Source organism: Streptomyces barringtoniae (genome assembly GCF_020819595.1).
Classification (GTDB): domain Bacteria; phylum Actinomycetota; class Actinomycetes; order Streptomycetales; family Streptomycetaceae; genus Streptomyces; species Streptomyces barringtoniae.
On the sequence record NZ_JAJHNP010000006.1, the window covers coordinates 1 to 16,834 of the forward strand.

General features: G+C 72.1%; 16 protein-coding genes and 1 pseudogene. 8 read left to right on the forward strand and 9 right to left on the reverse strand.

The genetic code is table 11. From position 1 onward, the window contains the following. Window positions 1–150 precede the first annotated feature (150 nt). Window positions 151–1,110, reverse strand: a complete 960-nt coding sequence (ctaC, locus tag LMU33_RS11550; RefSeq protein ID WP_228619778.1) for an aa3-type cytochrome oxidase subunit II — start codon at window positions 1,108–1,110, stop codon at window positions 151–153. 304 nt (window positions 1,111–1,414) lie between these two features. Between ctaC and LMU33_RS11555 the strand changes: the two genes are divergently transcribed. Further along, entirely contained in the window at window positions 1,415–2,791 is a 1,377-nt protein-coding gene (locus LMU33_RS11555; RefSeq protein ID WP_228619780.1) for a cysteine desulfurase/sulfurtransferase TusA family protein, read from the forward strand. Window positions 2,792–2,859: 68 nt separating this feature from the next. Here the strand turns inward: LMU33_RS11555 and LMU33_RS11560 are convergent, their stop codons facing one another. After that, window positions 2,860–3,834 (reverse strand): carbohydrate kinase family protein, encoded by a 975-nt coding sequence (locus LMU33_RS11560; protein ID WP_228619782.1) that lies wholly within the window; start codon window positions 3,832–3,834, stop codon window positions 2,860–2,862. A gap of 130 nt (window positions 3,835–3,964) precedes the next feature. On the opposite strand from LMU33_RS11560, the gene LMU33_RS11565 reads away from it, so the two are divergent. Both LMU33_RS11565 and LMU33_RS11570 read left to right on the forward strand, forming a co-directional pair. Continuing rightward, a complete protein-coding gene (locus LMU33_RS11565) occupies window positions 3,965–4,186 on the forward strand; it encodes a hypothetical protein (RefSeq protein WP_228619783.1) in 222 nt (73 codons plus the stop codon). 102 nt (window positions 4,187–4,288) lie between these two features. Then, window positions 4,289–5,935, forward strand: a complete 1,647-nt coding sequence (locus LMU33_RS11570) for a hypothetical protein (RefSeq protein ID WP_228619785.1) — start codon at window positions 4,289–4,291, stop codon at window positions 5,933–5,935. 86 nt (window positions 5,936–6,021) lie between these two features. Here LMU33_RS11570 and LMU33_RS11575 read toward each other — a convergent pair whose 3' ends face one another. Continuing rightward, window positions 6,022–6,378, reverse strand: coding sequence for an iron-sulfur cluster assembly accessory protein (locus LMU33_RS11575; RefSeq protein WP_023551351.1), 357 nt, complete (start codon window positions 6,376–6,378; stop codon window positions 6,022–6,024). A 262-nt stretch (window positions 6,379–6,640) separates the two neighbouring features. Between LMU33_RS11575 and nadA the strand changes: the two genes are divergently transcribed. Further along, complete coding sequence (nadA, locus tag LMU33_RS11580; RefSeq protein WP_228619787.1) at window positions 6,641–7,825, forward strand: quinolinate synthase NadA; 1,185 nt, start codon at window positions 6,641–6,643, stop codon at window positions 7,823–7,825. Here nadA and LMU33_RS11585 read toward each other — a convergent pair. The 5 genes and pseudogenes from LMU33_RS11585 to LMU33_RS11605 all read right to left on the reverse strand — a co-directional run. Beyond that, window positions 7,749–8,639, reverse strand: a pseudogene (locus tag LMU33_RS11585) (efflux RND transporter permease subunit); the annotation flags it as partial. The gene nadA and the pseudogene LMU33_RS11585 overlap by 77 nt on opposite strands. 27 nt (window positions 8,640–8,666) lie before the next feature. Beyond that, a complete protein-coding gene (locus LMU33_RS11590; RefSeq protein WP_228619788.1) occupies window positions 8,667–9,347 on the reverse strand; it encodes a response regulator in 681 nt (226 codons plus the stop codon). Between the two features lie 75 nt (window positions 9,348–9,422). After that, window positions 9,423–10,643, reverse strand: a complete 1,221-nt coding sequence (locus LMU33_RS11595) for a sensor histidine kinase (protein ID WP_228619790.1) — start codon at window positions 10,641–10,643, stop codon at window positions 9,423–9,425. A 211-nt stretch (window positions 10,644–10,854) separates the two neighbouring features. Continuing rightward, window positions 10,855–11,133, reverse strand: coding sequence for a PspA-associated protein PspAA (gene pspAA, locus LMU33_RS11600; RefSeq protein ID WP_228619791.1), 279 nt, complete (start codon window positions 11,131–11,133; stop codon window positions 10,855–10,857). A gap of 33 nt (window positions 11,134–11,166) precedes the next feature. Next, complete coding sequence (locus tag LMU33_RS11605) at window positions 11,167–11,958, reverse strand: PspA/IM30 family protein (RefSeq protein WP_228619792.1); 792 nt, start codon at window positions 11,956–11,958, stop codon at window positions 11,167–11,169. Window positions 11,959–12,204: 246 nt separating this feature from the next. Here LMU33_RS11605 and LMU33_RS11610 point away from each other — a divergent pair, with 246 nt between their 5' ends. From LMU33_RS11610 to LMU33_RS11620, 3 genes are all read left to right on the forward strand, one after another. Beyond that, window positions 12,205–12,834: a DUF3043 domain-containing protein gene (locus tag LMU33_RS11610; protein WP_228619793.1), complete on the forward strand. Its 630-nt coding sequence runs from the start codon at window positions 12,205–12,207 to the stop codon at window positions 12,832–12,834. An 83-nt stretch (window positions 12,835–12,917) separates the two neighbouring features. Further along, on the forward strand, window positions 12,918–13,619 hold the full coding sequence (locus tag LMU33_RS11615; protein WP_228619794.1) for a class I SAM-dependent methyltransferase: 702 nt from the start codon (window positions 12,918–12,920) through the stop codon (window positions 13,617–13,619). Between the two features lie 57 nt (window positions 13,620–13,676). Further along, the gene (locus tag LMU33_RS11620; protein ID WP_228619796.1) at window positions 13,677–14,741 is read left to right on the forward strand and encodes a S1C family serine protease; all 1,065 of its coding nucleotides are present in this window, start codon (window positions 13,677–13,679) and stop codon (window positions 14,739–14,741) included. Window positions 14,742–14,788: 47 nt separating this feature from the next. Here the strand turns inward: LMU33_RS11620 and LMU33_RS11625 are convergent, their stop codons facing one another. Continuing rightward, the gene (locus LMU33_RS11625) at window positions 14,789–15,001 is read right to left on the reverse strand and encodes a hypothetical protein (protein WP_055709718.1); all 213 of its coding nucleotides are present in this window, start codon (window positions 14,999–15,001) and stop codon (window positions 14,789–14,791) included. Between the two features lie 78 nt (window positions 15,002–15,079). On the opposite strand from LMU33_RS11625, the gene LMU33_RS11630 reads away from it, so the two are divergent. Beyond that, entirely contained in the window at window positions 15,080–16,282 is a 1,203-nt protein-coding gene (locus LMU33_RS11630) for a bifunctional adenosylcobinamide kinase/adenosylcobinamide-phosphate guanylyltransferase (protein WP_228619797.1), read from the forward strand. The last annotated feature ends 552 nt before the right edge of the window (window positions 16,283–16,834 follow it).

A 16,834-nucleotide genomic window follows, 5' to 3' on the forward strand; every position in this document is an offset into this window, starting at 1 on the left:
ACGTCACCAGGTACATCGTCCCGATCGTCTTGTGGTCGGTGGTCGTCATCCACTTCACCAAGACACTGCCGGGCTGCTTGCGCCTGACCGGCAGTTCGTCCGCGAACGCGCCTTCAGCTGCCGCGGCACCCTGGGGTTCGTTGAGGATGCTCACAGGTTGTTCGTCTCCCGGTTCTTCTCGTGGCTCGTCTGCGCGATGCCGGCGGGAATGTAACCGGTCTGCCCCTTCTTGGCGAGGTCCTGGAGGTGCTTCTGGTACGCCGCCGGGGATACGACCTTCACGTTGAACAGCATGCGCGAGTGGTCGACGCCGCAGAGCTCGGCGCACTTGCCGAGGAAGGTGCCCTCATGGTTCGGGGTCACCTGGAAGGCGTTGGTGTGGCCCGGGATGACGTCCTGCTTCATCAGGAACGGCACCACCCAGAAGGAGTGGATGACGTCACGCGAGGTGAGGATGAAGCGGACGGTCTGGCCCTTGGGCAGCCAGAGCGTCGGACCGGGGTTGCCGGTCTGCGGGTTCCGCGTGGCCGGCGTACCGACGTCGTAGACACCACCGGCGTTCGCCGGGAACTGGTTCTTGAACCGGTCCGGAATGGCGTTCAGGTTCGCGTCGGTCTTGGCGTTGCCGGAGACGCCGGGGACGTTCTCGATGTAGTTGAAGCCCCAGCTCCACTGGAAGCCGACCACGTTGATCGTGACGTCGGGCTTCTTGTCGAGGCTGAGGAGCTTCGTCTCGTCCCGGGCCGTGAAGTAGAAGAGCACCGAGATGATGATGATCGGGACCACCGTGTACAAGGCCTCGATCGGCATGTTGTACCGGGTCTGCGGAGGTACCTCGACCTTGGTGCGGCTGCGCCGGTGGAACATGGCGCTCCACAGGATCAGGCCCCACACCAGCACGCCGACGGCGAGCGCGGCAGCCCAGGAGCCCTGCCACAGGGAGAGGATCCGCGGAGCCTCTTCCGTGGTCGGGGTGGGCATGCCAAGGCGGGGGAAGTCCTTGTATGTGCAACCGGTTGCGGTCGCCAGGACCAGGCCCGCGGTCAGTGCCTGCAGCAGCTTCCGCCGCATCGGGCGCCGCGGCGAGCGGTCGGAGCCGTTGGGACTCACGTAGCGCCTTCCCGAGAGTCTCGCCCGCGCGGTCGGCTGCGGCCTTCTTCTCGCTGGTCGGTCGCCGCCCTGCGTCGGGCAGGGGTTTGGATGTTTATGCGGACCAAACCCTAGCCGACGCCCTCCGGGGGTTCGCGGGGAGGGGGGCATACGCGTCGCCTGTCACTCGGTTGGGGTTGGAACGGGCGCCCAATAGCTCGGGTTGTGGGGGTTTGAGTGGCGGGCGCGGGCGCTTGACGGGTTCTCGCGCAGTTCCCCGCGCCCCTTGGGCCCGCTGCCCCTCACCAGGTTCTACCGTTGACCTGTGTCCTACTTCGACGCCGCCTCCGCCGTTCCCCTGCATCCCGTGGCCCGTCAGGCCCTGTTGGCCTCCCTGGACGAAGGATGGGCCGATCCTGCTCGCCTGTACCGGGAAGGGCGCAGGGCCCGGATGCTGCTGGACGCCGCCCGGGAGGCGGCTGCCGAAGCCGTCGGCTGCCGGGCCGACGAGGTGGTGTTCACCTCGTCGGGGACGCGGGCCGTACACACGGGCGTCGCGGGGGCGTTGGCCGGTAGGCGCCGGATCGGACGCCACCTGATCGTGTCGTCCGTCGAACACTCCTCCGTGCTCCATTCGGCGGAGGTGTTCGAGGCCGACGGCGGCACGGTGACCCGGGTGCCGGTGAACCGGGCCGGTGCCGTGGAGCCGTCGGGCTATGCGGGCGCCCTGCGCCCGGACACCGCTCTGGCGTGTCTGCAGTCGGCCAACCACGAGGTGGGGACCGTGCAGCCGGTCGCCGAGGTGGCCGAGGTGTGCCGGGCCGCCGGGGTGCCGCTGCTGGTGGACGCGGCGCAGTCGCTGGGGTGGGGGCCGGTCGAGGGCCACTGGTCGGTGCTCACGGCCAGCGCGCACAAATGGGGCGGGCCGTCCGGGGTCGGGCTGCTCGTCGTGCGCAAGGGGGTGCGGTTCGCCGCCCAAGGGGCCGCCGACGAACGGGAGTCGGGGCGGGCGCCCGGCTTCGAGAACCTCCCGGCGATCGTGGCGGCCGTGGCCTCCCTGCGGGCGGTGCGGGTCGAGGCGGCCCAGGAGGCGGTACGGCTGCGGGAGCTGACGGAGCGGATCCGGACGCGGGTGCCGCGGCTGGTGCCGGACGTGGAGGTCGTCGGCGACCCCGGTCGCCGGCTGCCCGGGATCGTGACCTTTTCCTGCCTCTACGTCGACGGCGAGGCGCTGCTGCACGAGCTGGACCGGGAGGGCTTCTCCGTCTCCTCCGGTTCCTCCTGCACGAGCAGCACGCTGACGCCCAGCCATGTGCTCAAGGCGATGGGCGTGCTGAGCGAGGGGAACGTACGGGTGTCCCTGCCGGCGGGGACGGCCGAGGAGGACGTGGAGCGGTTCCTGGAGGTGCTGCCGGGGGCGGTGGCTGGGATCCGGGAGAAACTGGGCGCACCGGCGCCCGAGACGGCCCTGCATGCCGAGGAACTGGTCGTCGACTCCCTCGGCAAGCGGTGCCCGATCCCGGTCATCGAGCTGGCGAAGGTGTTCGGTGACGTGCCGGTGGGCGGGACGGTGCGGGTGCTGTCCGACGACGAGGCGGCCCGCCTGGACATTCCGGCGTGGTGCGAGATGCGGGGGCAGGAGTACGTGGGGGAGGAACCGGCGGAGAGGGGTACGGCGTACCTGGTCCGCCGGGTGAGCTGAACACTCTGCCCCCACGCACCCGCAGTCGGCAACGGCGAAGCCGAGGCGGACCAGTGGTCGAGCCGGCCTCAGCCGAGGTGAGCCCGCACTTCCTCCCCGGCCTCGTCCCCGTACGCCTTCACGAACCGGTCCATGAAGTGCCCGCGCCGCAGCCGGTACTCCTGCGTGCCCACCGTCTCGATCACGAGCGTCGCCAGCATGCAGCCCACCTGAGCGGCCCGTTCGTGCGAGACGCCCCAGGCCAGCCCCGACAGGAAGCCCGCGCGGAAGGCGTCGCCGACGCCCGTGGGGTCGGCCTTGCGCTCCTCCTCGGGGACGCCGACCTCGATCGGGTCCTCGCCGACCCGCTCGATGCGTACGCCGCGCGAGCCGAGCGTGGTGACGCGGTGGCCGACCTTGCCGAGGATCTCGGCGTCGCTCCAGCCGGTCTTGGTCTCGATGAGGCCCTTCTCGTACTCGTTGGAGAACAGGTACGTCGCCCCGTCCAGCAGCACCCGGATCTCCTCGCCGTCCATCCGGGCGATCTGCTGGGAGAAGTCGGCGGCGAAGGGGATCGCGCGGGAGCGGCACTCCTCGGTGTGGCGGAGCATCGCCTCCGGGTCGTCGGCGCCGATGAGGACCAGGTCCAGGCCGCCCACGCGGTCGGCGACGGTCTTCAGCTCGATGAGTCGGGCCTCGCTCATCGCGCCCGTGTAGAACGAGCCGATCTGGTTGTGGTCGGCGTCGGTGGTGCACACGAAGCGGGCGGTGTGCAGGGTCTCGGAGATCCGGACCGAGTCGGTGTCCACGCCGTGCCGGTCGAGCCAGGCCCGGTACTCGTCGAAGTCGAAGCCGGCGGCACCGACCAGGATCGGCCTGGTGCCGAGCTGGCCCATGCCGAAGGCGATGTTGGCGGCGACGCCGCCCCGGCGGACGTCCAGGTTGTCGACGAGGAAGGAGAGCGAAACCGTGTGCAGCTGGTCCGCGACGAACTGGTCGGCGAAGCGGCCGGGGAAGGTCATGAGGTGGTCGGTGGCGATGGAGCCGGTGACTGCGATGCGCACGACGGGGACTCTCCTGCGGGAGGCTGGGTTGACAGTTCACGCTACCCGCTCGGCCGCTCACGCTGTAGCTGGCGAAACTACCCGATAGTAGATCTTTCTTCGCGACCCGGAGCAGGCCTACCGTGCGGTCATGACGAACCTCAAGTTCCGCCACACCGCCCCCGCCGACCTCGGGAGTGACCTGGAGGGCGACCTCGCCGCGCTGCGCGGCGACTGCGCCCGGATGGCTCCGCACTGGGCGGTCCCCGAGCACCCCGAGCCCCGGCCGGTGCCGCCGTCGCTGATCCACGGGGTGACCGTACCGACGCGTTCCGCGCGGCTGCTGGACGCGATGTCCGACTACGGCGACTGACACGCGGGGCGCATTCGGCAGGGAACCGCACGCTCCCCTCCCGCGTCCCATCGCCGTCCCCCAGGTAGGGGATGCGGGATACGACCAGCGAGGAGCGATGCGGTGAACACCGAGCGACCCGAGAACCGCGAGCGCCCCGAGGGCTCCGAGGGCTCCGAGCACGCCGAGAGCGTGGAGAACGCCGAGAGCAACGAGAGCGCCCAGAACACCGAGAGCGCCGGGAACACCGGGAGCCAGGAGGGTGTCGAGGGCTCGGGGAAGCCCGAGCCGGTGCCCGCCGCGGCGGAGGGTGCCGACGACGCGGAGGACGGGCCGGCCGGCCGGCGGCGGTCGCGGCTCGCCGTCGTCTCCGTCGCCGCCGCCGTGCTGCTGGTCGGCGGCGGTGGCGCCTACCTCGCGGCGAGCAGCGACACCGGCGGCCGTACGGGCGCAGGGGGCACGGCCGACTCCGGCGCCACTCCCCCGCCGCTCCGGCTGGACGGCTGGACCGGCACGGGCGGCATCGCCCCGGGCGAGCCGGACCCGTACGGCGCCACGTACGTCGCCCGGGGCGGGCTGCCGGCCGGACCCGGCTCCGCGCCGGTGTACGTGCCGAAGGGCGAGGTCGGCAAGGACGCGGTGGCCCGGCTGGCCAGGGCGCTGGGCATCGACGGCACGCCGGTGGCCGAGGGCCGCATCTGGCGGGTCGGCGGCAAGGACGGCACCGGGCCGAGCCTGACGGTGAACCGGGACGCCCCGGGCAGCTGGACGTTCAGCCGGTACGCGCCGGGCACCGACGACTGCAGGAAGGGCGTCCTGTGCACGCACGACCCGATGGGCCCGACCGGCGCCCCGGTGAGCGTGCGGAAGGCGACCGAGGCGGCCGCGCCGGTGCTGAAGGCGGCGGGGCTGGACGACGCGAAGATCGACGCGAGCCAGGTCATGGGGAGCCAGAGGGTCGTGAACGCCGACCCGGTGGTCGGCGGGCTGCCGACGTACGGCTGGACGACCGGCCTGACCGTGGACCAGCGGGGCGAGCTGGTCGGCGGGCACGGGCTGCTCGGCGCGCCGGCGAAGGGCGACACGTATCCGGTGCTGAGCGCCGCGAAGACGCTGAAGCTGATGAACGCGGCGCCGAGGAGCGACCACCGCATGGGGATCGGCGGCTGCGCCAGTCCGGTGCCGTTGAAGGACCGGCTGGAGCAGCCGTGCGGCGCGGCCGCGGGCGCGTCCGCGGTCGCGCCGAAGCTGGGGGCCGACGCGGGAAGGGACACGGTCACCGTGGAGAAGGCGGTGTTCGGGCTGGCCGCGCACTCCGTCGCCGGGCGGCAGACGCTCGTGCCGTCCTGGCTGTTCGAGGTGCGGGGGCCGGCCGGCCAGGGCGCGTCGACGGTGTCGTACCCGGCGGTCGACCCCCGCTACCTGGCGTCGGCGGCCACGCCCTCGGCGCCCACCGCGTCCGCGGCGTCCCGGAGTGTGAAGGTGACCGGCTACATGGCCGAGGGCCGGGTCCTGACCGTGAGCTTCTACGGCGGGGTGTGCGCCGACTACACGGTGGCGGCGAAGGAGAGCGGCGAGCGGGTGACCGTGACCGTCACCGAGCACCCGTGGCCGGACAAGGTGTGCGTGCTGATCGCCAAGGAGTACGTGAAGACCGTACGGCTGGCTGCGCCGCTGGACGGACGGGCGGTGGTCGGCGCCGACGGCAGCCGGATCCCCCAGGCCAAGCCGGGCGCCCTCCGGCCGGACCTCTCGGCACAGGCCCGCTAGCCTCCCGGGGACACGACGAAGGCGGCGGCCCCCTCGCAGGGGGCCGCCGCCTCTCTCACATCCTCGGGCCGTGTGGGGCCGTCGGCTCAGCTGAAGGAGTCGCCGCAGGCGCAGGAGCCGGTCGCGTTCGGGTTGTCGATCGTGAAGCCCTGCTTCTCGATCGTGTCCACGAAGTCGACGGTCGCGCCGCCCAGGTACGGAGCGCTCATGCGGTCCGTGACGACCTTGACGCCGCCGAAGTCCTTCTCCACGTCGCCGTCGAGCGAGCGCTCGTCGAAGAAGAGCTGGTAGCGCAGGCCGGAGCAGCCGCCGGGCTGGACGGCGACACGCAGCGCGAGGTCGTCGCGGCCTTCCTGGTCGAGCAGGGCCTTGACCTTGGCCGCGGCGGCGTCGGTCAGGATGATGCCGTCGGTGACGGTGGTGGTCTCGTCCGATACGGACATCTACATCTCTCCCGGGTTGTACGGAGACTGCTTGCCGACGAGTGCAACCGGCGCTTCCGCGGATTCATTCCGGGCCGGGCAGTCACGTTGTCGCGTTTTTGCTTCCGTCTTCATGCTCGCACATGGCCGGGAAGGCCGACAGCGGCCCGAAGAGGGAGCCGCGGGATTCACGTCACATCGACGCTATGGCCATCGTCAAAGTGACGTGAACCAGTTATGATAGATAGCGTCAGTTAGACGAAAAGTAGAAAGGGTGCGTGTCGTGACCACCGCCCAGACCCCGGAACTCGACGTGCAGCCGACTCCGCTCGCCCTGCTGCTGCTCGGCCGTGAGGCCGACCCGAAGAGCGAGCGGGGCGTCGAGTGCCCCGGTGACCTGCCCTCGCCGTCCGACCCGGACCTGGTCGCGCGCGCCCGCGCGGCCAAGGAAAAGCTCGGCGACAAGGTCTTCGTGCTCGGCCACCACTACCAGCGCGACGAGGTCATCCAGTTCGCCGACGTCACGGGCGACTCCTTCAAGCTGGCCCGGGACGCGGCCGCGCGCCCGGAGGCCGAGTACATCGTGTTCTGCGGTGTGCACTTCATGGCCGAGTCGGCGGACATCCTCACCTCCGCCGACCAGAAGGTCGTCCTGCCCGACCTCGCCGCCGGCTGCTCCATGGCCGACATGGCGACGGCCGAGCAGGTCGCGGAGTGCTGGGACGTGCTGACCGAGGCGGGCGTGGCCGAGCAGGTCGTGCCGGTCTCGTACATGAACTCCTCCGCCGACATCAAGGCCTTCACCGGCAAGCACGGCGGCACGATCTGCACCTCCTCCAACGCCAAGCGCGCCCTGGACTGGGCCTTCGGGCAGGGCGAGAAGGTGCTCTTCCTGCCCGACCAGCACCTCGGCCGCAACACCGCCGTCCGGGACATGGGCATGTCCCTGGACGACTGCGTGGTCTACAACCCGCACAAGCCGAACGGCGGCCTGACGGCGGAGGAGCTGCGTTCGGCCAAGATGATCCTGTGGCGCGGCCACTGCTCGGTGCACGGCCGTTTCTCGCTGGACTCGGTCAACGACGTGCGCGAGCGCATCCCGGGCGTCAACGTCCTCGTCCACCCGGAGTGCAAGCACGAGGTCGTGGCCGCGGCCGACTACGTCGGCTCGACGGAGTACATCATCAAGGCCCTGGAGGCCGCGCCCGCCGGTTCCAAGTGGGCCATCGGCACCGAGCTGAACCTGGTCCGCCGCCTGGCGAACCGTTTCGCGCCCGAGGGCAAGGAGATCGTCTTCCTCGACAAGACGGTCTGCTTCTGCTCGACCATGAACCGCATCGACCTGCCCCACCTGGTCTGGGCCCTGGAGTCCCTGGCCGAGGGCAACCTGGTCAACCGGATCGAGGTCGACAAGGAGACCGAGGCGTTCGCCAAGCTGGCGCTGGAGCGGATGCTGGCGCTTCCCTAGGGCGCACGAAAGGGCCGGGTCTCGTCGACGAGACCCGGCCCTTTGCCGTGCCGTCAGACGCCGCCGGCTCCAGGACCTTCTCCGCCTTCGTCTCTCGCCCGGCCGCCCGCTTCTTCGCGCGCCGCTCCTCGCGGAGCTCCAGCATCGCGTAGAGCGTCGGCACCAGCAGGAGCGTCAGCAGGGTGGACGTGATCAGGCCGCCGATGACGACCACCGCGAGGGGCTGGGCGATGAAGCCGCCCTCGCCGGTGACGCCCAGGGCCATCGGGAGCAGGGCGAAGATCGTCGCCAGCGCCGTCATCAGGATCAGGCGGAGGCGGTGGCGGCCGCCCTCGACGACGGCTTCCACCACGCCGTGACCCTGCCTGCGGTACTGGTTGATCAGGTCGATCAGCACGATCGCGTTGGTCACCACGATGCCGATCAGCATCAGCATCAGCATGCCGATCATCGCCGGGACACCCATCGGGGTGCCGGTGGCGACCAGCAGGCCGATCGCGCCGGTCGCCGCGAACGGGATCGACACCAGCAGGATCAGCGGCTGGACCAGCGAGCGGAAGGTCGCCACCAGCAGCATGAAGACGATCGCGATCGCCGCCGGCATGGCCAGGCCCAGGTTCTTGAACGCGTCGCTCTGGTCCGACGTCACGCCGCCGATCTCGGCCTTCGCGCCCGCCGGGAGCTTCAGCGCCTTGATCTTCGACTGGAGCTCGGTGCTGATCGGGCCCGTGTTGTCACCGGTCGGCCTGGCCGTGACGGTGGCCGCGCGCTGCCCGTCGATCCCGGTCAGGGACACCGGGCCGTCCACAGGGTGGAGACTCGCAGTACGCCCGGGTGGAGATCAGTCCGTCCTCGGACGTACCAGCCCCGACTCGTACGCGATCACCACGAGCTGCGCCCGGTCGCGCGCGCCCAGCTTCGCCATGGCCCTGTTGACGTGCGTCTTCACCGTCAGCGGACTCACAGCGAGGCGTTCGGCGATCTCGTCGTTGGAGTGGCCGCCGGCGACCTGGACCAGTACCTCGCGCTCCCGCCCGGTGAGCGCCCCGAGCCGGTCGGAGCGGGCGGGGTCACGGCCGTCGTCGCCGTCGCCCTGGGCGAGGAAACGGGCGATCAGCCCCTTGGTGGCGGCGGGGGACAGCAGGGCCTCACCCCCGGCCGCGACCCGGATGGCGTTCAGCAGCTCCTCCGGCTCGCTGCCCTTGCCGAGGAAGCCGGAGGCGCCCGCCCGCAGCGCCTGGACCACGTAGTCGTCCACCTCGAAGGTGGTCAGGATGACCACGCGGACCTCGGCCAGCGCGGGATCGGCGCAGATCAGCCGGGTGGCGGCGAGCCCGTCCGTGCCGGGCATCCGGATGTCCATGAGGACGATGTCGGCGGCCCGCTCCTTCGCCAGCCGCACCGCTTCGGCCCCGTCGGAGGCCTCCCCGACCACCTCCATGTCCGGCTCGGAGTCGACCAGCACCCGGAACGCGCTGCGCAGCAGTGCCTGGTCGTCGGCGAGCAGGACACGGATCGTCATGCGGGCTCCCCCGGGGGCCGTCGTACGGGTCTCCGTACGGGTCTCTGCGGATCTCCGTACGGATCCCTACGGATCTCAGTACGCGTCTGTGCGGGTCTCCGTACGGGTCTTGAGGGGCAGGATCGCATGGACGCGGAAGCCGCCGCCGTAGCGGGGCCCGGTGGTGAGGGTGCCGCCGAGGGCGGTGACCCGCTCGCGCATGCCGAGCAGTCCGTGCCCGCCGCCGGCCCCGGGCACACCGGCCGCGCCCGCGCCGTCGTCCAGCACGGTGACCTCGATGTCCGTCCCCACCCGTACGACGCTGACCTCGGCCTTGGCCTGCGGTCCGGCGTGCTTCTGCACGTTGGTCAGGGCCTCCTGCACGATCCGGTAGGCGGCCAGGTCGACGGCGGCGGGCAGTTCGGTGCCCTGGTCGGCGCGGGCCACCTCCACCGGCAGGCCGGCGTTGCGGAAGGTGTCGGCCAGCTCGTCCAGCCGGCCGAGGCCGCCGGCGGGCTCGGTCGGGGCCTCGGGGTCACCGGACTGGCGGAGCAGCCCGACGGTGGCGCGCAGTTCCTCCAGCGCCGAGCGGCTGGCCTGGCGGACGTGGGCCAGGGCCTCCTTGGCCTGGTCGGGCCGCTTGTCCATGACATGGGCCGCGACCCCTGCCTGGACGTTCACGAGGGCGATGTGATGGGCGACGACGTCGTGCAGATCACGGGCAATGCGCAGCCGCTCCTCGGCGACCCGGCGGCGGGCCTCCTCCTCGCGGGTGCGTTCGGCGCGTTCGGCGCGCTCCCGGATGGCCTGGACGACCGCGCGGCGGCTGCGTACGGCGTCCCCGGCGGTGGCGCCGATGCCGGTCCAGGCGAGGACGCCGAGGTTCTCCTGCGCGTACCAGGGCAGCGGGCCGCCGAGCATGGCGGCGGCCGTCAGCACGGTCATGCTGAGCAGGCCGACGCGCACGGCCGTGGTGCGGTCGGTCGTCGAGGCGACGGTGTACAGGGCGACCACGGCGGACATCGCGACCGGGGCGCGGGGGTCGCCGGTGACGCACTCGATCACGGAGAGGGCACCGGTGACGGCCAGGACCGTCCTGGGGGCGCGGCGACGGAAGACCAGCGCGGCCGCGGCGAGCAGCATGAGGAGGAGGCTGAGGGGGTCGGGGGTGCGGATGCCCCAGGTGACGCCGTGCGCTCCACGGGGCACCACGAAGGATCCGGCGACCATGCACACCAGCACGCCGGCGGCGATGGACGCGTCCAGCGCCAGGGGGTGGGCCCTGAGGCTGCACCGGGCGCGTTCGAGAGTGCTCACCCATGGAACAGTACGGGGGCCCGCAAGCCGCCCTGTGCCGCAGCCGGGCGGGGGATCCGCTCACCGGTGCCGGCGGGGTACGGGGTGCTGCCGCTGGGCGACGAGGTGTGTTGTCGCCCGCGCGTGCTCGCGGGGTGCCGCTGCGCCCACCCGTGCCGCCCCCGGCGGCACGACTGCCCGCAGCTACGCGGGCACGCTGCGCCCGTCGGCGCTAACCCGGAATCAGCCCGTCGTCGCTCAGCATCTCCCTGACCTCCGCCAATGACGCGTCCGCCGACGGAAGGATCAGCTCCGAAGGTTCCAGCGCGTCGTCGGGAAGCGGCGTGCCCAGACGGCGGACGGAGTCGAGGAGGGCGCCGAGTGTGCGGTGGAAGCCCGCCTCGTCGCCGCTCTCCATCTCGGCCAGCAGCTCGTCGTCCAGCTTGTTCAGCTCGACGACGTGGGAGTCGTCCAGCTTCACCTGGCCCTCCCCCATGATCCGTACGATCACGTCGGCCTCCTCGGCTCGGGTCCCGGCGCCGGACTACTGCTTGTCGAAGCGCGGGGTGTCCTGCGGCTGCTGCTGGGACTGCCCCTGCCCGGTGCCGCCCTCGATGGCCTGCTGCGGGGAGCCCCCGGCCAGCTCGGCCTTCATGCGCTGCAGTTCCAGCTCTACATCCGTACCACCGGAGATCCGGTCCAGCTCGGCGGCGATGTCGTCCTTCGCCATTCCGGTCGGGTCGTCCAGGGCGCCGGAGGCGAGCAGCTCGTCGATGGCGCCGGCCCGGGCCTGCAGCTGGGCGGTCTTGTCCTCGGCGCGCTGGATGGCCAGGCCGACGTCGCCCATCTCCTCGGAGATACCGGTGAAGGCCTCGCCGATCCGGGTCTGGGCCTGGGCGGCGGTGTAGGTGGCCTTGATGGTCTCCTTCTTCGTACGGAAGGCGTCCACCTTGGCCTGCAGGCGCTGGGCCGCGAGGGTGAGCTTCTCCTCCTCGCCCTGGAGGGTGGCGTGCTGCGTCTCGAGATCGGTGACCTGCTGCTGGAGCGCGGCGCGCCGGGACAGCGCCTCGCGGGCCAGGTCCTCGCGGCCGAGCGCGAGCGCCTTGCGGCCCTGGTCCTCCAGCTTGGTGGACTGCTGCTGCAACTGGTTGAGCTGGAGTTCCAGGCGCTTGCGGCTGGTCGCCACGTCGGCGACGCCGCGGCGGACCTTCTGCAGCAGCTCCAGCTGCTTCTGGTACGAGTAATCGAGGGTCTCGCGCGGGTCCTCGGCCCGGTCAAGGGCCTTGTTCGCCTTCGCGCGGAAGATCATCCCCATACGCTTCATGACACCGCTCATGGGCTTCGCGCGCCCCCTTCTGACGGACTCCAGCTCACAGATCCTGCGACAGGACCCACAGTACGGGCCCTGACTCCATTACCGCACTGTTCGGGGACGGATGCGCTCATCCCCGAGGACGACTGCGGACGGTACCCCTCCGGCGTGAGGAGTAGGTGATCCCCCACCGACCCCCACCGGAACGTCCCCTCTGTCCCCCTACAGACGTCCGGTGTTGCGGGATCGTTCCCCGGCGGGCTGGGGTCCATGCCGGTGAAGCCCGTACCCTTGGGTTTTGTGTTCCGTAGCCGTGCCAAGGACGAGAAGGCCCCGACCGCCGACAAGGCGCAGGTGAACCTCTCCAAGCAGCCCCGTGACCCGCAGGCCCCGAAGGGCAGGCCCACGCCCAAGCGCAGTGAGGCCCAGTCCCAGCGGCGCAGCGTGGCCCACACGCCCACCAACCGCAAGGAGGCCGCGAAGCGCCAGCGCGAGGAGCGGCGCCAGGCCCTGGAGCGGCAGCGCAAGGCGCTGGCCACCGGGGACGAGCGCTATCTGCCGGCCACCCACAAGGGCCCGGTCCGCAAGTTCGCCCGCGACTGGGTGGACTCGCGGTTCAACGTGGCGGAGTTCTTCCTCCCGCTCGCCGTGGTGATCCTCGTGCTGAGCGTGGTGCGGGTGCCGGCGATCCAGTCGATCGCGCTGCTGCTGTGGCTCGTGGTGATCGTGCTGATCGTGGCGGACGCGGCGTTCAGCGGCTTCCGGCTGAACAAGCGGCTCAAGGAGCGCTTCCCGGACGACAGGACGCGTGGCGCCGTCGCCTACGCCCTGATGCGCTCCCTCCAGATGCGCCGGCTCCGGCTGCCGAAGCCGCAGGTCAAGCGCGGAGAGCGGCCCTGAGCGCTGACGCCTTCACCGAGGACGCGGCCGAGGCGTGGCTGAACAAGCTGGGCAGGCTGCGTGATGTCGTACGCCAGGAGCTGGTGGCCCGCCAGCTGGACGAGCAGATATCCGCGCGGTTCCCGGTCGGGCAGCGGCTGCGGGTGCTCGATGTGGGGATGGGCCAGGGCACGCAGGCGCTGCGGCTGGCCCGGCTCGGCCACCAGGTGACGGGGGTCGAGCAGGACGCGACGATGATCGCCGCCGCGCGTGAGGCGCTGGCCGCGCAGCCGGAGGGCATCCGGGAGCGGGTCCGGCTGGTGCAGGGCGACGGGCGGGACACCGGTGTGCACTTCCTGCCGGGCAGCTTCGACGTGGTGCTGTGCCACGGGGTGCTGATGTACGTCGAGGAGCCCGACCCGCTGGTGGCGGGCCTGGCACGGATGCTGGCCCCCGGCGGACTGCTCTCCCTGCTCGTCCGCAACGGCGACGCGCTCGCCATGCGGCCGGGCCTGTCCGGTGACTGGGCGGGCGCCCTGTCCGCCTTCGACACCACCGCCTACCACAACCGTCTCGGCCTGGATGTACGGGCCGACCGGCTGGCCTCCCTCACCGCCACGCTCGCCGGGATCGCGGCCCCGCTGCACGCCTGGTACGGCGTCCGGGTGTTCACGGACACGGCGGCGGACGACGCGGAGATCCCCGGGGATCTGCAGACGCTGCTCGCGGTCGAGGAGCGGGCCGGGCGCACGGACCCCTACCGCAGGGTGGCGGCGCTGCTGCACCTGTGCGGCGTACGGGGCTGAGACCGTTCGGGCCAACCTGGCGGGCCGGGTGATCAGCCCGCGGTGAGACTCGTAGGCATGGACGCTTCCCCGATCCGTGCCCCGCGGAGGGTCGCCGCCGCGGTGGCACTGCTGTGCTGTGCGGCAGCGAGCTGTACGACCGCCGGCCACGAGGCCCGGCAGGACACCGCGACGACCGCGCGGGCGCAGGTGCCGACGGCCGCGAGTGCTCTGCAGAATCAGTACCAGAAGGTCATCAAGGAGGTCCTGCCGTCGGTCGTACAGATCCAGGCGAGCAGCGAGCTGGGCTCCGGGATCGTGTACGACGGCAAGGGACACCTCGTCACCAACGCGCACGTGGTCGGGTCGGAGAAGACCTTCAAGGTGACCACGGCCAACAGTGAGGCGCCGCTCACCGCGAGCCTGGTGGCCTCCTACCCCCAGCAGGACCTGGCCGTGATCAAGCTGGACAAGGTGCCGGCCGGGCTGCGGCCCGCGGTGTTCGGCGACTCCGAGAAGGTGGAGGTCGGCCAGATCGTGCTGGCCATGGGCTCGCCTCTCGGGCTGGCGTCCAGCGTGACCCAGGGCATCGTCTCCGCGACCGGGCGGACGGTCAGCGAGGCTCCCGGCGGGGGTACGGGCGCGACCCTCGCGAACATGGTGCAGACCTCGGCCGCCATCAACCCGGGCAACAGCGGCGGCGCGCTGGTCAATCTCGCCGGGCAGGTCATCGGCATCCCGACGCTCGCCGCCGCCGACCCGCAGCTCGGGGGCAGCGCGGCGCCCGGCATCGGGTTCGCCATCCCGGCGTCGTTGGTGCAGACGATCGCGGGGCAGATCGTCAAGCAGGGCAGGGTGGTCGACTCCGGGCGGGCCGCGCTGGGCATCACCGCGCGGACGGTCGTGGACAACAGCTACCAGCCCGCCGGGGTGGCGGTGGTCAGCGTCAGGCGCGGCGGCGCGGCGGACAGGGCGGGCCTGCGCGCGGGCGACATCATCACCAAGCTGGGTGACCGGCCGATCTCCACCATCACCTCCCTCTCCGTGGCGCTGGCGGCGGACAGGCCGGGCCAGAAGACGTCGGTGACCTACCAGCGCGGCGGCGCCGAGAAGACGGTGGAGGTGACACTGGGCGAGCAGTGACGAGGGGTACGCCCCTACGACCGCGGGGCCGCACCCCTCCGCACCGGCTAGGCCGCGTCGGCGTGCAGGCTCATCGGCCCGTAGATCTCGGTGTTCTCCTCGAACAGCCGCACCTGGTCGGCGCCGCCCTCCAGGAGTGCCTTCCAGTGCTCGCCGATCCAGGACTCGGCATCCCCCTGCGTGGTGAACTCCTCGGGCTGCACCGCGGGCTGGACCTCCGTCCCGTCGGCTTTCTCGAACCGCCACGTCCATGCCGTCATGTGGGCCTCCTTCGATCCAACACTGCTGGAAGACTAGCCGGAAGCGCACGATGTGATCGGACAGGCGAAAATCGATTCGTGGAAGTGACTCTGCTCGGTACCGGCGCCCCGGCCGGACTGCCCCGTCCCGACTGCCCCTGTGCCGCCTGTGCGGCGGCGCTCGGGCCCGATGCGCGGGCCGCCACCGCCGTGCTGGTGGACGGGGCGCTGCTGCTCGACCTGACGCCGGGCGCGGCGTTCGCGGCGGCGCGGGCGGGGCATTCGCTGGGCGGGGTACGGCAGGTGCTGCTGTCGCATCCGCACGACGGGCCCGCGGTGGAGGTGCCGGCGGGGCTGCCGCAGCCCGGGCGGGTGCCGGACGGGCGTGAGTTGGCGCTGCTGACGGGGCATCGGGTGCGGGCCGTGGCGATGGACGCGGGCGGCACCGGGTACGCGGTGACCGGGCCGGAGGGGCAGCGGCTGCTGTATCTGCCGCCGGGCGGGGCGCCGGCGGGCCTGGAGGAGGCGACGGCGGAGTCGTACGACATGGTCCTCGCGGACGTCGTCGGCCGCCCGGACGCGCTGGCACGTCTGCGGGCGGTGGGTTCGGCCGGGCCGACGACGGACGTGCTGGCCGTCCACCTCGACCACGATGTGCCGCCCGGCGCGGAGTTGCGGCGCCGGCTGGCGGCGGCCGGGGCGCGGGCGGTGCCGGACGGTACGACGCTGGCGGTCGGCGCGTACGAGGACGTGCCGGACGTGCCGCGCCGGACACTGGTGCTGGGCGGGGCGCGCTCGGGCAAGTCGGTGGAGGCCGAGCGGCGCCTGGAGTCCTTCCCGGACGTGCGGTACGTGGCGACCGGCGGGACGCGGGAAGGGGACACCGAGTGGGCCGAGCGGGTGGCCGCGCACCGGGAGCGGCGGCCGGGATCGTGGCGTACGGCGGAGACGACGGACCTGGTGCCGCTGCTGGGCGAGGACGGGCCGCCGCTGCTGATCGACTGCCTGTCGCTGTGGCTGACGGATGCCATGGACTCGGTGGGGGCGTGGGACGACGCGGAGTGGGCGGGCGGGGGTGAGAAGTCCCTGCGGGAGCGGGTGCGGGAGCTGACCGAGGCCGTGCGCTGTACACGGCGGACGGTGGTGGCCGTGTCGAACGAGGTCGGCTCGGGGATCGTGCCCGCGACCGCCTCCGGCCGCCGGTACCGGGACGAACTCGGACGCCTGAACGCGGCGTTCGGCGCGGAGTGCGAGCAGGTACTGCTGGTGGTGGCGGGGCAGGCGTTGGTGCTCAGGGGATGAGCGGCGCCCCGCACTGGTTCCGGCCGGGGGCGCTTGCCGCCCCTGGCGGCACGACTGCCCGCAGCTGGGCTGAGCGGGTACGGCGGGCGCTGGGCCGGCTGCACGACAGCCCGCAGCCACGACGACGGGAGCACCGCTGCCGGGCGGGCGCCGCCCCAGCGGCCCGCCTGCCCCCTGCTACGGCGAAATGAGCGCCGCTGCCGGGTGGTTGCCACCCAGCGGCGCGACAGCCCGCAACTGCGGCAGGACGGGCGCCGCTGCCCGGTTGACACCGCCCCAGCGACACGACTGCCCCCCGCCACGAAGAATCGACCGCCGCTGCCGGGTAGTTGCCACCCCACGCCACGACAACCCGCAACTGCGGCAGGACGGGCGCCGCTGCCCGGTTGACACCGCCCCAGCGACACGACTGCCCCCCGCCACGAAGAATCGACCGCCGCTGCCAGGTGGTTGCCACCCCGCGGCACGACAACCCGCAGCTGCGGCAGGATGAGCGCGGTTGCGGGGTTGGCGCCGGCCCAGCGACACGACTGGACGCAGGCTGCGGCGGGA

Coding starts and splice junctions, on each gene's coding strand:
- LMU33_RS11575 (WP_023551351.1), bottom strand. CDS start 6,378: ATGTCCGTATCGGACGAGACCACCACCGTCACCGACGGCATCATCCTG.
- LMU33_RS11610 (WP_228619793.1), top strand. CDS start 12,205: ATGCCGGTGAAGCCCGTACCCTTGGGTTTTGTGTTCCGTAGCCGTGCC.
- LMU33_RS11620 (WP_228619796.1), top strand. CDS start 13,677: ATGGACGCTTCCCCGATCCGTGCCCCGCGGAGGGTCGCCGCCGCGGTG.
- LMU33_RS11565 (WP_228619783.1), top strand. CDS start 3,965: ATGACGAACCTCAAGTTCCGCCACACCGCCCCCGCCGACCTCGGGAGT.
- LMU33_RS11590 (WP_228619788.1), bottom strand. CDS start 9,347: ATGACGATCCGTGTCCTGCTCGCCGACGACCAGGCACTGCTGCGCAGC.
- LMU33_RS11625 (WP_055709718.1), bottom strand. CDS start 15,001: ATGACGGCATGGACGTGGCGGTTCGAGAAAGCCGACGGGACGGAGGTC.
- LMU33_RS11605 (WP_228619792.1), bottom strand. CDS start 11,958: ATGAGCGGTGTCATGAAGCGTATGGGGATGATCTTCCGCGCGAAGGCG.